A 14,288-nucleotide genomic window follows, 5' to 3' on the forward strand; every position below is an offset into this window, starting at 1 on the left:
CGTGATATAATTTAAAAAATGAGCTTATGCAGCTTTCTGTCCGATTTTATGAAGTCCAGATCATTTTGATCAATACAATTAAAATATTTATGCCCGAAACTATCTTTTAATTCACCTGTTGCTTCAATAAAGGGGTTGAACATTATGGTTCCTTCATTCAATGCCTCTTTATAGAGTATACCAATATTATGGTCATATTTCTTATCAATAAGATTTGCATTTAAGATTAATAAATCAAAAAAACGTTTATTATTTTCAGGAATGTCAAAATAGGTATTTAAACTGTATGCTTCTATTTTAGCTTTAGCAATTACTGTTATTGCCGTGATTAATGCATAAAACAAGTATTCCCTTGTCCGTTCTCTTTTGTAGTCATCAGGAAAATGACCTGCTTCAAATAATATGGTGGGTGTTCCCAGTAATTGGAATGCATCTCCTACGCAATTGGGATTAAAAGCATCGTCATATCTACCAATCTGATCCGGTATTAAAGAGGACAGCGCTTTATATATGGCCACAATAATTTTCATGCTTTGACCTCTGCTGACTGAGACGTTACGTTGAATATCATGGGCAGGTGCCAAAAACGACAAAGTGGCTGGTTTCTCAAGGCTTCCCACACTAAAAATAGTTCGCTGATCATGGAGATTAAAACAGAAATCAGGCTTTATTTCATCATAAAGAACTCGTAGTATCCGGCTTTCTGGTTGACTCAATTCCAGTGCGTCTCTGTTTAAATCAACCTTATTTGCATTTTCCCTGGTATAAACCGCAGCGCCATCAGGATTCAAGACGGGAACTATTGTTAGGGTAACTGATGATAAAATTTGATCAGTGAGATCATTTCCCTTATTTAAATAATTTATTAAATCCAGTACTGCCTTTGTGGTAGTAGTCTCGTTGCCGTGCATCTGTGACCACATTAAGATTTTTACTTTCCCGCTACCTAGTGTTACTTTATGAATAAGTCTGTTTTGTACTGATTTACCCAGGGGAGAAATTTTATTCCGGATTGAATTCCCCTTTATAAAAGATAGAAATTGCGAACCGCTAATATATCTTCCATACACAGAAAGCTCTTTTATTTCCAGATAATTTAAAGAAGAAAAATTCACAGATGAATTAATTTTAATTACAAATGTAAAGGCAAATTCAATTACAAATGTGATAAATTTAATTACATTTGTAAACACTCAGGAAGGTTGATCCGAGAGATATGAGTACCGTTGTAAACAAAATAAGGAGCAAGATAGTAATTATAAGTTATATTACTAAATATCATATATTTATACATGTTTAAATATACTATTTATGTAAGCTTAATTCATTAATATAAAAGGAATATATCAGAAAATATAAAACTATTTAATCGGACATTATACAATGGTGAACACAGAGGAATTTGTACGGCGTTTAGAAAAAATATTAAAATATTATGGGCTTTCCGCTTCAGCTTTTGCGGATAAGATAGCCGTCCAAAGATCTACTATTTCCCACTTACTAACAGGGAGAAACAAACCCAGCCTTGAATTCGTTTTAAAAGTTGTTAAGTCGTTTCCAGAAGTAAATCTTTATTGGCTACTTAATGGAAAAGGCACGTTTCCGGCTGCTTCAAAAGAAACAGATGCACCCTACCCTACCAAAACTCTATCTTCCACTGAATATCCTTCAAATTCGAAAACAATTAAAAAAATAATAATTTTTTATGAGGATGGTCGTTTTGAGGCATTTAACAAAAATGTGGAGAAATAGCAACATGGCTTCATAAATTCATTAAATCCTCGGTATAGATATTCATACTATTTTGTTATTTTGCAAATATGAAATGGCTCTACCTTATAGTTTGTGTTTTTTTAGTCACAAGCTCCTGTTACCAACCTAAAAGAGACTGCAAAGCATTTAAAAATGGTACTTTTACTTTTACTTCAATGATAAATAACGAAGAAAAGACCACCACTTTTGTTCGGTATGATAATATTGAAATCGATTTTTATGAAGGAAAGAGTGACACCTCCTCGGTAAGGTGGATAAATGATTGTGAATATATAGTGAAGAAATTGAATCCAAGAAATATAGCCGAAGAGAAATCAATTCACATGAAAATACGAACCACAACAGATAGCTCCTACACTTTTGAGTATGGGATTGTGGGAGAAACAAATAAATCTTTGGGAACAGTATTAAAAATTAAGTAATTATGTTCGATATTTTAACAAGCCCTGATGCCTGGGTAGCGCTGCTTACATTAACTTTTTTAGAGATAATATTAGGTATTGACAATATTGTATTTATTTCGATAGCCGCAAATAAACTACCCAAAAAAGATCAAAAAAAAGCCACAAATATTGGATTATTATTGGCCATGGTACAGCGCATTATATTACTGTTTGCAGTTTCTCTTCTTATTGGCTTGAAGATTCCCTTTTATTATATTAATGCCTCCTGGATCTCTATAGGGGTTAGCGGCCAGGCCCTGATCCTGTTTTTTGGAGGTATTTTCCTTTTATATAAAAGCACTTCGGAAATTCATGAAAAGGTAGAGATGCCGCAACATGATGAAGATGCGATAAAATCTAAAAATATTACCAGTTTCTCCAAAGCTATTGTACAAATTGTCATAATTGATTTTATATTTTCCATAGATTCAATATTAACAGCTGTTGGTATGACCAATGGCATTGGTGATAAGCCTATGGACGCCCTTGTACTTATGGTTATTGCTGTTGTTGTTTCTATATTAATCATGATGATCTTTGCCAATCCGATTCGGATTTTTATTAATAATCATCCTTCCATGCAGATACTCGCTCTTTCCTTTTTAATTTTAATTGGTTTTATGCTTATTGCAGAATCTGCGCATCTGAGCCATGCAAGAATTTTTGAGCAGGAGATTGGAGCTATTCCAAAGGGGTATCTATATTTTGCGATAGCCTTTTCTTTGTTAGTAGAGTTTTTAAATATAAAGATGCGGAAAAAAATTGATCCAAAAGAAATACCGGAAAAGCACACATAAGAAACCAGCCATGTTTAAACCTTATCCCTATCGTTTTTAGGACATTACATCGCTATAAGCTACAATACTTGTGATTCCTGAAGCTTTTGTTGCTGTTGTTTTACGGTCAAAGTACTGCCGTCATGACTCCATCCGGGTGGTCCGAATATGTACATCAAGGCATGAGATAACTTTTTCGACTTTTTAACATCTTTCCAGATATCCTTGTATTCATGTGTAAGGATCACCAGGGGGTTATAAGAGTTCGGGGAATGAATAACACCATATTTAATCTTTGTATCATTATCCAGTTCTTTCCAGGTGCCGAAGACTTTATCAAAGATATTGAGGATTCCCCCATGATTTTTGTCCAGATACTCCACATTTTGAGAATGATGTACCTGATGCATCGTGTGTGTATTAAAAATCTTTTCAAGGAACCCCATTTTTGGAACATAAACGGAGTGCAACTGAAATTGCCACATAATCTCTATGCCTATACACACAATTACCATTTCTGGTGGAAAGCCAATTGCAGGCATCCACATATAGAAAAAAGGTTTGTGGAAAATTGTGAACCATCCATTTCGAACTGCAGTACCGAGGTTAAAATTATCAGAAGAATGATGGACAATATGACCTGCCCAAAATAATCTTATTTCATGGTTTGCTCTGTGAAAGCAATAGTAGGTAAAATCATCGGCCAACATACAAAGTACCCATACATACCATGCATAACCAAAGGACTCGTACCCCAGCAGGTTTGTACGCACTCCATTAGTAACAGGGTTAAAAAATTCATAGGACACCTCAAAAAGAGCTATGGCAAAGATGATCTTAAAAAACGGTCCAATAATAGCCGCTCCAACACCCATGGCGCCGCTGGCGAACAAATCTTTCCAATTATATAATTGTTCTTTGCCATGTGTTTTGCTGTAAATAAGTTCAAAAATAATTAGGGCGATGAAACAGGGGACGCCGTAAATCAGGGGGTTTGTAAAATCCATAAATTTGTTGTAGTTTTTTCTTTATTGTTGCAGGTATTGGCAATTATAGCCAAAACAAATATAATTAGCAAGTTAAAATCTGCGTCATTCCCATTTTTGCATTTGAATATTCTATAAGTGCTAAAAAAGCTTTGTTTGCCCATCTCCATCCTCATCTTCCTTACCAGAATTATCTTCGCCATTCACCTGATTATTTTCCTTCTTAGATTTTGCAGGTGATTCTTTCGTCTCCGGAATTATATTTTCCTCATCCACTACCTCAATATCCAATGTGTCATGAACTACTGGTGCTTCATATGGCAAAGGATCCAGAGCGTTGATTTCTATGACTTTATCCTTGGTTAATTGATTTCCCATCGCAGAACTGCCTTTTACGCTAATAAACTCCTCAATATTGATTGTAAGGTTATCTTTTCGTTCCATACCCCTTTTTTTGGAATACACTAATTCCGCCATAGGCCGATAATCTGTAAATACTTTTTCTAGATAAGATTTTGGATGGTCTGTTATTACCTTTTCCTCTTTATCGCAGTTTTCCACAAGAAATCGTTTTATGTAAAACAGTTCTTTTTCTCCCTCCCAGTATATTACAGAAATTGGCTTATTGGGTACCCATTTTTCTAAGATAATAATATCATCATCAAAACGCATTGTCAGTTCCGGAATAACTGTTTTCAATAATCCCTTTTGGTTAACTATAAGAAGTCGGTCTTCATTGGTAAACTCGCCAAGGAGTTCACCTCTATCATCAACATTCAGACGCTGCACTGTATCGTCAAACCAAAGCTTACGGGGTTTAAGTGTGGAAAGCCCTTTTTCCTTAAGTTCTACTTTTTTTACAGAGTATTTAGTTACAATATTCCCTTTTGAAGCACGACCCTTAATCATCACATCTGCAAAATCCAGGTCCCACTTTAATTTCTTTATGTTTGCCGCCTGCCTGAGAAAAATAGTAACTACTTCTGCTTCCCCATTTGGATTCGCCGAAAAATAACTTATCTCAGAACTGCTTTTACCCGTTGTAAGATCGTAATGTTTATCCCGTGTAATGCCAGTAACATAAAAGCGTTTTACATAGCTAGACCCACCTCGTCCATCCTTATAAATCATATTGTAGGTTGTTCGCTGGTCTTTTTTCTTAAATACTGCTACGTGAATTATGTTTTTGCCAATAAATGTTTTTGAATCCACTTTAGTGATCATCATTTGACCACTTTTAGTAAAAACGATGATATCATCTATATCACTGCAGTCAGTAACATATTCGTCACGTTTTAAAGAAGTTCCAATAAAACCCTCCTCCCTGTTCACATATAGTTTAGTGTTTCTAATGACTACTTTGGTTGCCTCAATATCATCAAAAATTCTAATTTCAGATTTACGCTCTCTGCCTTTGCCATATTTACTTTTCAATTCCTTAAAGTATGAAATTGCGAAATCTACCAAATTAGCGAGATGATCTTTGGTTTGTGCAATTTTATCTTCCAGACTATCAATGTACTGTTGTGCTTTATCCAAATCAAATTTGGATATTCTTTTTATCCTAATCTCCGTAAGCCTAACAATATCTTCCTCCGTAACTCCTCTTTTGAGCTGTTTTATATGCGGCTTAAGCCCCTTATCTATTGCTCTTATTACCCCTTCCCAAGTTTCTTCTTCTTCTATATCCCTATAGATTCGGTTTTCAATAAATATCCGTTCCAGAGATGCAAAATGCCATTGCTCCTGGAGTTCGGATAACTGTATCTCCAATTCTGCTTTAAGCATAGCTACAGTATTGTCTGTAGAACGTTCAAGCATTTCTGTAACTCCTATAAATAAAGGTTTGTTATCTTCAATAATACAGCCCAAAGGGGAAATTGAAGATTCGCAGGAAGTAAACGCGTATAGGGCATCAATGGTCTTATCTGGTGAAATGCCCCCGGGAAGGTGTATCAGTATCTCAACCTGTGCTGCCGTATTATCTTCAATCTTCTTTATTTTAATCTTCCCCTTATCATTCGCTTTCAGGATTGAATCTATTAATGAAGAAGTATTTGTGCCATACGGTATTTCATTAATAACCAGCGTATTTTTATCAAGTTGTGAAATTTTAGCCCTCACCCTTACTTTACCTCCCCTTAAACCATCATTGTAGTTCGTTACATCAATAATACCTGCGGTAGGAAAATCTGGAAACAATTTAAAACGTTGACCTTTTAGATGTTTAATCGATCCATCTATAATCTCTTTGAAATTATGAGGGAGAATCTTAGTAGATAAACCAACTGCAATGCCTTCCGCTCCCTGAGCCAGTAATAAAGGAAATTTAACCGGAAGATTTACAGGTTCTTTCTTTCTGCCATCATAAGACGACTGCCAATCTGTGATTTTTGGACTAAATACTACCTCTAATGCAAATTTGGAAAGTCTTGCTTCGATATAACGCGATGCCGCTGCCCCATCACCTGTTAAAATATTCCCCCAATTCCCTTGAGTATCAATAAGTAGTTCTTTCTGGCCAATCTGCACCATTGCATCTGCTATGCTTGCATCACCGTGAGGATGATATTGCATTGTATGCCCAACTACATTTGCAACCTTATTATACCTGCCATCATCCAACTCCTTAAGCGCATGCATAATTCTTCGCTGGACAGGTTTAAAACCGTCTTCAATAGCCGGTACTGCCCTTTCTAAAATAACATATGAAGCATAATCTAAAAACCAATCCTTATACATGCCCGTAACCCGCGTAAGAGCCTCCTGGTTATTACCATGGCTCTCTTCATTCGCTTCATTTACTTCGTCACTCTCCTCCATAAAAAAAGATCAGTATTAATCTAATTTATAGTTAATTGTTTTCTATTAAGTCAACTTCTACTTTAAGGTTTTTAATGATAAATTTCTGGCGATCCGGTGTGTTTTTTCCCATATAAAATTTTAAAAGTTCTTCAATAGACAATGCCTTATCGAGCATAACTGGCTCTAAACGTATGTCATCTCCAATGAAGTGCTTAAACTCATCGGGTGAAATTTCACCCAATCCTTTAAAACGTGTTATTTCGGGTTTTCCGGTTAACTTGGTAATCGCTTCATTCTTTTCGTCCTGAGAGTAGCAGTAATAAGTTTCTCTCTTATTTCGTACCCTAAACAATGGTGTCTGTAAAATATATAAATGATTCTCTTTTATTAATTCAGGGAAAAATTGAAGAAAAAATGTAATAAGTAATAATCGGATATGCATCCCGTCTACATCGGCATCAGTAGCTATTACAATATTATTGTAACGCAAATCCTCCATCGACTCCTCTATGTTCAGAGCGGCCTGAAGCAGATTAAATTCTTCATTTTCGTAGACTATTTTTTTAGACATCCCATAAGAGTTCAGGGGTTTTCCCCGAAGACTAAAAACCGCTTGTGTATTTACATCTCTCGATTTAGTAATGGAACCTGAAGCTGAATCTCCCTCCGTAATAAACAACGTAGATTCTAAGCGCCTGTCGCTTTTCATATCTCCCAGATGTAACCTGCAATCGCGCAATTTCTTGTTATGCAGGCTTGCTTTTTTTGCTCTTTCGCGTGCCAGCTTTCGTATTCCCGAAAGTTCCTTTCGCTCGTTCTCAGCCTGAACAATTTTACGTTGAATTTTTTCAGCAGTTTCCTGGTTTTTATGCAAGTAATTATCTAGCTGTTTCCCTATAAAATCATTTATGTATGTTCTTACTGTCGGGAATCCTCCTCCCATATCTGTTGAGCCCAGCTTGGTTTTGGTCTGACTTTCAAAAACAGGCTCCATCACTTTTATCGCGATCGCTGAAATTATTGATTTTCGAATATCGGAAGCGTCATAATTCTTACCGTAAAAGTCTCTTATTGTTTTTACAATGGCTTCTCTGAAAGCAGATTGATGGGTACCACCCTGCGTAGTATGCTGTCCGTTAACAAAAGAGTGGTATTCCTCGCTATACTGAGTTTTACTATGGGTAATAGCCACCTCAATATCCTTCCCTTTTAAGTGAATTATTGGGTACAATAAATCCTCTTTAGTATTATTATCCTCCAATAAATCTTTAAGCCCATTTTCGGAAAAGAATTTTTCTCCATTAAAAACAATTGTTAGCCCCGGGTTAAGATATACGTAATTTTTGAGCATGCGCTCTATATACTCATTTCTATACTTGTATTTTTTAAAAATAACCTCATCGGGGATAAATGTAATCTTGGTCCCTCTTCTTCTGGAAGTTTCTTCCAAAAGTTCTTCGTTTACTAATTCCCCGGTTTGAAATTCAGCAGATTTGGATTTGCCATCTCTGTTTGATTCTACTTTAAAATATGCAGATAAAGCGTTAACTGCCTTCGTCCCAACTCCGTTAAGACCAACAGATTTTTTAAAGGCACGCGTATCATATTTACCTCCGGTATTCATTTTGGAGACCACATCAACTACCTTGCCCAATGGAATTCCACGGCCATAGTCCCTAACGGTTACTTTTTCACCTTGAATAGAAATGTCTATGGTTTTTCCGGCACCCATGACAAATTCATCAATACAATTGTCTAAAGTTTCTTTTAGTAGGATATAAATGCCGTCATCAGCAGATGATCCATCGCCAAGTTTGCCAATATACATACCTGGACGAAGCCTGATATGCTCCTTCCAGTCCAGCGATCTTATGTTATCTTCGGTATATTGAGACTCTGCCATGATATTTGGGGATTACCCCTGCTAATATAAAATTTCGAGGCAGAAATCAAAATGGGCACTATAGAAAGTAATTAACAATAAAATACCTTGTATTGTTGATAGCGAGATTATAGCGATAGTCAAAATGACAAATCGACGGATATGGCTTTTTAAACATTAAACCTAAAATGCATAACATCCCCGTCCTTTACTACATACTCTTTTCCTTCCACACGCATTTTTCCAGCTTCCTTGACTTTTGCTTCACTTCCATAGGCAATGTAGTCATTATATGAAATAACCTCCGCCCTAATAAATCCTTTTTCAAAATCTGTATGGATAACTCCTGCTGCCTGAGGTGCCGTGGAGCCTATCTTAATGGTCCAGGCCCTAACTTCTTTTACTCCTGCTGTAAAATAGGTTTGAAGATGTAATAGTGAATAAGCGGCTCTTATCATTTTTGCCGAGCCCGCCTCTGTCAATCCTAAATCTTCCAAAAACATTTGTCGTTCTTCGTAGGTGTCTAATTCGGTAATATCTGCTTCGGTACCTACAGCCAGAACAATTACCTCAGCCTGCTCATCTGCAACGGCAGTTTTTACCTGTTCTACATAATCATTTCCTGAGACCGCGGATGCTTCATCTACATTGCATATATAAAGAACTGGTTTGTCTGTAATAAACTGCAGAGGTTTTATAAAATCATTTCGGTCATCATCTTCAAAAACTAAAGCGCGGACCGATTTACCCGCTTCTAATCCCTCTTTTATCGATTGCAAGACAGCTGCTTCCTTTTGAGCTTCTTTATTACCTGTTCTGGCTGCTCTATTTACCTTGTCTAACTTCTTTTCAACCGTCTCCAGGTCTTTTAGCTGCAATTCCATGTCTATGGTCTCTTTATCTCTAACAGGGTCTATAGACCCATCAACATGAACCACATTATCATTGTCAAAACAGCGTAAAACATGCAAAATAGCATCGGTTTCCCGTATGTTACCTAAAAATTGATTTCCTAAACCTTCTCCTGTACTTGCTCCTTTTACCAATCCGGCGATGTCTACAATTTCTACAGTAGCGGGAATAACCCTTTCCGGATTAACCAGTTCCTCCAATTTTTCTAACCTATGATCAGGTACGTTTACTACGCCAATATTAGGCTCAATTGTGCAAAACGGAAAATTTGCACTTTGTGCTTTCGCATTGGATAAACAATTAAAAAGAGTTGACTTTCCAACATTAGGGAGTCCTACAATTCCTGCTTTCATCTATTATATCTTAGAAATATCCTGGCAAGCTAAAATCAGCTCATCCTATTTTGGGTGCAAATATAGTTTTTACCTGTATATTTAGAATCATTTAAACTGCCATTATGAAGAAAATTACCCTTCAGGGAATACAATATGATGAGAAGTCCTCTTTTTTAAAAGGACCTGCCCTGGCACCACCAAAAATTAGACGTTTTTATAACAGCCGTTCTGCCAATTACTTTGCGGAAAACGGTCTGGAAATACTACCTGAAATTTTCGATGACAAAGGAGACTTTGAAATTAGCACCTATTTCGACATTGAAAAATTCACCCTTGAAAACATAAAAAATAAAACGAATTTGTTGACTCTAGGAGGGGATCATTCAATTACTTATCCGGTACTAAAAGCTTTCAACAAAGTACATGGAGCAGTAGATCTGATCCATATTGATGCTCATGCAGACCTTTATGACATATTTGAAGGAGACAAATACTCCCACGCCTGCCCATTTGCAAGAATCATGGAAGAAAAATTGATCAATAGATTAATACAAATAGGCATAAGGACACTTTCGAAGCATCAACGCGAGCAAGTCAAAAAATTTGCTGTTGAAACCTATGAAATGAGCCAATTGCACAAATTACCCTCTTTAGAACTTAGAAATCCTGTATATATCTCATTAGATATGGATGCTCTGGATCCAGCTTATGCTCCAGGTGTCTCGCATCACGAGCCGGGTGGTTTGAGTACACGGGAAATATTAAAAATAATTCAGGCAATAGAAGTTCCTATTCTGGGAGCCGATATTGTGGAATATAATCCAACCCGTGATATAAATAATATGACAGGTATGATCTGTGCAAAATTATTTAAAGAAATAGCTTCGAAAATGATCGAGAACAACCCTTAGAATAATTAACTATTCCGGGTGCATAAACCGTTGTTTGGTCAGTAGCTCCTCCTCGGTTTCTACCCTGTCTTCATCCGGGACACAGCAGTCTACAGGGCAAACTGCAGCACACTGAGGTTCTTCATGGAATCCCATACACTCAGTGCATTTATCTGGTGATATATAATATATCTCATCACTTATTGGTTCCTGTACTTCATCTGCGTTTACTGCCTTCCCGTCTGGTAATACAAGATCACCTTTAAGAGAGGTTCCATCTTTATAGCGCCATTCCTCTGCACCTTCATATATAGCGGTATTTGGGCATTCGGGTTCACAGGCCCCACAGTTAATACACTCGTCTGTTATAATAATAGCCATAATTTTCTTTTTCTTTTAATAAGCAATATACTTGCCCTGATTGTTGCTACAATGTCACAGCATGCATATTTTTGCGCAAAGGTATATCCTATAACACTATTGCACAAATATAATGGCCACACTGGAGCAACGATTTAAAGCTTTTATTAAACTTGGAGACTTTTTTAGAAATTTTGCCAAAACTTCATCAGCTAATCCAGGTTTTGTAGATGATAATAATGAATGGTATCAAAAATTTGACAGTTCTATCACTTTAGCAGGTCATAAAAATGGTTGGTTTACAAAACAACAAGTGATGTTTGCAATAACCGCCTGGGCTGAACAGCTAAATGAACACAACCTGAATGATTGGCTATTGCCATATCCTCTCGAGAATAATACGCATAAAATTGTTGCTATAATAATGGCAGGTAATATTCCTTTGGTAGGCTTTCACGATTTTGTAACTGCCGTTATAAGCGGAAACCAGGTTTTAGTAAAATGCTCCTCTAATGACAATATACTCTTACCTTTTATTGCTAATTATTTAATACATATTGAGCCAGAGTTGGCTTCTGAAATAGAGTTTAGCGAGGGAAAATTAACGAAGTTTGACGTTGTTATCGCAACCGGAAGTAATAATGCGGCGCGTTATTTTGCGCATTATTTTGGTAATAAACCCAATATCATTCGAAAAAACAGAAACTCCATTGCCATACTTACAGGAGAGGAAACTAAAGAACAACTTAATGAGCTCGGCGAAGATATATTTCGATATTATGGGTTAGGGTGCAGAAATGTTTCTAAATTATTTGTCCCTAAGCAGTATAGTTTTGATGATTTTTTTAAGAGCATAAGTTCTTATCAAAGTTTAATTGACCAAAATAAGTATGCTAATAATTATGACTATAATAAAGCCGTCTATTTGATGAGCGAATTCCAATTTCTGGACAATGGTTTTTTCTTATTAAAAGAAGATGTGGGGTACGCTTCGCCCATAGGCACGGCTTTTTACGAGAGATATACGACTACTGAAGCATTGAATGATAAGCTTCTCAGGGATACTGATCAGATTCAATGTATTGTTGGAGGTGAATTTATTGAAAATTCGCTGCCTTTTGGTAAAACGCAAAAACCAGAATTATGGGATTATGCCGATGGAATAGACACTGTTGAATTCCTGTTAAAAACATAATGGAAATAATCTATATAACTGATTAGTTTTTCGGTATTATTTATGACCTTTAGATCCTAAAAAATAAGTTAAAGATGAAAAAACATAATTTTAGTGCAGGCCCATGTATATTACCAAATGAAGTGATGCAAAAGGCATCAGAAGCAGTAGTTGAATTAGATGGTATTGGTCTTTCTCTAATTGAAATTTCACATCGCAGCAAAGAATTTGTTGCTGTTATGGAAAAAGCAAGGTCACTGGCTCTTGAACTTCTAGGACTTGAAGGAAAAGGATATAAGGCTTTATATCTCCAGGGAGGTGCGAGTCTGGAGTTTCTTATGGTTGCTTATAACTTTTTGGAAAGCAAAGCTGGCTATATCAATACCGGTACCTGGAGCACTAAGGCAATCAAAGAGGCAAAACCATTTGGTGATGTTATAGAAATCGCCTCTTCAAAAGACAAGAATTTCAACTATATCCCCAGAGGTTATGTCGTTCCCAATGACCTGGATTACCTACACCTAACATCTAATAACACCATTTTCGGAACACAGATAAAGGAATTTCCTAATACTAAAGTTCCATTAATTTGTGATATGAGTTCCGATATTTTCTCAAGACAAATAGATTTTTCCAAATTTGATCTTATCTATGCCGGAGCGCAAAAAAATATGGGTCCGGCAGGTACAACGCTGGTCATTGTTAAAGATGATATTCTTGGGCAAGTATCCAGACAAATTCCTTCTATGTTGGATTACCAGGTTCATTTAGGTAAAGATAGTATGTATAATACCCCGTCAGTTTTTGCGGTATATGTATCAATGCTTACGCTTCAATGGTTGAAAGATTTGGGAGGAATAGCTGCCATTGAAGAAATCAATGATAAAAAGGCCAGTCTCATTTACTCGGAGATTGACCTTAATCCTCTATTTAATGGATTTGCAAAAAAAGAATATCGTTCAAATATGAATGCCACGTTTACTTTAACTGATGAATCACTTAAAGACACCTTTGACGAAATGTGGAAAGAAGCAGGGATTAATGGATTAAGTGGTCATAGATCCGTAGGCGGTTATCGTGCATCCATGTACAATGCCCTACCCTTGGAAAGTGTGGGTGTTTTAGTTGATGTAATGAGTGATCTAGAAAGAAGAGGTTAATTAATTAGTGCCTTATAGTACCAAATAAATTTAAAGTTAAACTTAGAACTTCAGAGGATGAAAATACTTGCTAACGACGGCATATCACAAAATGGAATTTCAGCATTAGTAGAAGCCGGATTTGATGTACTCACAACCACGGTTGCCCAGGAACAACTTGTGGATTAGATCAATGAAAATGAAATTAAAGGGATCCTGGTAAGAAGTGCTACTCAGGTACGTAAGGATATTATTGATAATTGCCCATCTTTAAAGCTTATTGGCAGAGGTGGTGTGGGGATGGATAATATTGATGTAGCTTACGCTAAGGAAAAGGGCTTACATGTTATTAATACGCCGGCCGCTTCATCTGAATCTGTAGCCGAATTGGTTTTTGCTCATTTGTTTGGCGGGGTTAGATTTCTATATGATGCCAATAGAAATATGCCTCTTGAAGGGGACAGCAATTTTAAAAAATTAAAAAAATCCTATGCCAAAGGCGTTGAGCTGCGCGGTAAAACCCTCGGAGTAATAGGATTTGGCAGGATAGGGCAAGCCACTGCAAAAATTGCAATTGGGATAGGTATGAATGTTATATTTCATGACCCTTTCTTGGATTCGGCAACTATTAAAGTGCCTTTTTTTGATGGGCAATCGGTTAGCTTCGATTTTGATAGTAGACCTAAGGAAGAGGTGCTTAAAGAAGCAAATTTTATTACAGTGCATGTGCCTGCCCAAAAGGAATACGTAATTGGCAAAAGGGAATTTGATATAATGAAAGACGGCGTTGGTATAGTGAATGCAGCCAGAGGT

12 protein-coding genes and 1 pseudogene are annotated in these 14,288 nt (G+C 36.5%); 7 read left to right on the plus strand and 6 right to left on the minus strand.

What is annotated here, in order from left to right; all coding sequences use genetic code 11:
• Positions 1-11: 11 nt before the first annotated feature.
• Complete coding sequence (locus WBN20_RS15220; RefSeq protein ID WP_424282298.1) at positions 12-1,115, minus strand: M14 family metallopeptidase; 1,104 nt, start codon at positions 1,113-1,115, stop codon at positions 12-14.
• A 268-nt stretch (positions 1,116-1,383) separates the two neighbouring features.
• Here WBN20_RS15220 and WBN20_RS15225 point away from each other — a divergent pair, with 268 nt between their 5' ends.
• From WBN20_RS15225 to WBN20_RS15235, 3 genes are all read left to right on the plus strand, one after another.
• Positions 1,384-1,752 carry a helix-turn-helix transcriptional regulator gene (locus tag WBN20_RS15225; RefSeq protein WP_424282299.1) on the plus strand — a complete coding sequence of 123 codons (369 nt, stop codon included), beginning with the start codon at positions 1,384-1,386 and terminating at the stop codon, positions 1,750-1,752.
• Between the two features lie 176 nt (positions 1,753-1,928).
• Entirely contained in the window at positions 1,929-2,195 is a 267-nt protein-coding gene (locus WBN20_RS15230) for a DNA topoisomerase IV (protein WP_424273126.1), read from the plus strand.
• A 2-nt stretch (positions 2,196-2,197) separates the two neighbouring features.
• Positions 2,198-3,013, plus strand: a complete 816-nt coding sequence (locus WBN20_RS15235; protein ID WP_424275389.1) for a TerC family protein — start codon at positions 2,198-2,200, stop codon at positions 3,011-3,013.
• Positions 3,014-3,072: 59 nt separating this feature from the next.
• Here WBN20_RS15235 and WBN20_RS15240 read toward each other — a convergent pair whose 3' ends face one another.
• The 4 genes from WBN20_RS15240 to ychF form a co-directional block, all read right to left on the minus strand.
• The gene (locus tag WBN20_RS15240; protein WP_424275388.1) at positions 3,073-3,999 is read right to left on the minus strand and encodes a sterol desaturase family protein; all 927 of its coding nucleotides are present in this window, start codon (positions 3,997-3,999) and stop codon (positions 3,073-3,075) included.
• Between the two features lie 120 nt (positions 4,000-4,119).
• On the minus strand, positions 4,120-6,801 hold the full coding sequence (locus WBN20_RS15245; protein ID WP_424282300.1) for a DNA gyrase/topoisomerase IV subunit A: 2,682 nt from the start codon (positions 6,799-6,801) through the stop codon (positions 4,120-4,122).
• Positions 6,802-6,832: 31 nt separating this feature from the next.
• Positions 6,833-8,686: a DNA topoisomerase IV subunit B gene (locus WBN20_RS15250; RefSeq protein ID WP_424273122.1), complete on the minus strand. Its 1,854-nt coding sequence runs from the start codon at positions 8,684-8,686 to the stop codon at positions 6,833-6,835.
• Between the two features lie 149 nt (positions 8,687-8,835).
• Positions 8,836-9,930 carry a redox-regulated ATPase YchF gene (gene ychF / locus WBN20_RS15255; RefSeq protein WP_424273121.1) on the minus strand — a complete coding sequence of 365 codons (1,095 nt, stop codon included), beginning with the start codon at positions 9,928-9,930 and terminating at the stop codon, positions 8,836-8,838.
• Between the two features lie 104 nt (positions 9,931-10,034).
• On the opposite strand from ychF, the gene WBN20_RS15260 reads away from it, so the two are divergent.
• On the plus strand, positions 10,035-10,823 hold the full coding sequence (locus tag WBN20_RS15260) for an agmatinase family protein (protein ID WP_424275386.1): 789 nt from the start codon (positions 10,035-10,037) through the stop codon (positions 10,821-10,823).
• 9 nt (positions 10,824-10,832) lie between these two features.
• Here WBN20_RS15260 and WBN20_RS15265 read toward each other — a convergent pair whose 3' ends face one another.
• Positions 10,833-11,183 (minus strand): 4Fe-4S dicluster domain-containing protein, encoded by a 351-nt coding sequence (locus WBN20_RS15265; protein WP_424272885.1) that lies wholly within the window; start codon positions 11,181-11,183, stop codon positions 10,833-10,835.
• Positions 11,184-11,295: 112 nt separating this feature from the next.
• Here WBN20_RS15265 and WBN20_RS15270 point away from each other — a divergent pair, with 112 nt between their 5' ends.
• From WBN20_RS15270 to WBN20_RS15280, 3 genes and pseudogenes are all read left to right on the plus strand, one after another.
• Positions 11,296-12,357: an acyl-CoA reductase gene (locus tag WBN20_RS15270; RefSeq protein ID WP_424282301.1), complete on the plus strand. Its 1,062-nt coding sequence runs from the start codon at positions 11,296-11,298 to the stop codon at positions 12,355-12,357.
• Between the two features lie 74 nt (positions 12,358-12,431).
• Positions 12,432-13,496 (plus strand): 3-phosphoserine/phosphohydroxythreonine transaminase, encoded by a 1,065-nt coding sequence (serC, locus tag WBN20_RS15275; protein ID WP_424282302.1) that lies wholly within the window; start codon positions 12,432-12,434, stop codon positions 13,494-13,496.
• 57 nt (positions 13,497-13,553) lie between these two features.
• Positions 13,554-14,288: pseudogene (locus WBN20_RS15280) on the plus strand (NAD(P)-dependent oxidoreductase); the annotation flags it as partial.

Origin of the sequence: Eudoraea sp., from assembly GCF_049665975.1 — a bacterium.
In the GTDB taxonomy this organism is placed as follows: domain Bacteria; phylum Bacteroidota; class Bacteroidia; order Flavobacteriales; family Flavobacteriaceae; genus Eudoraea.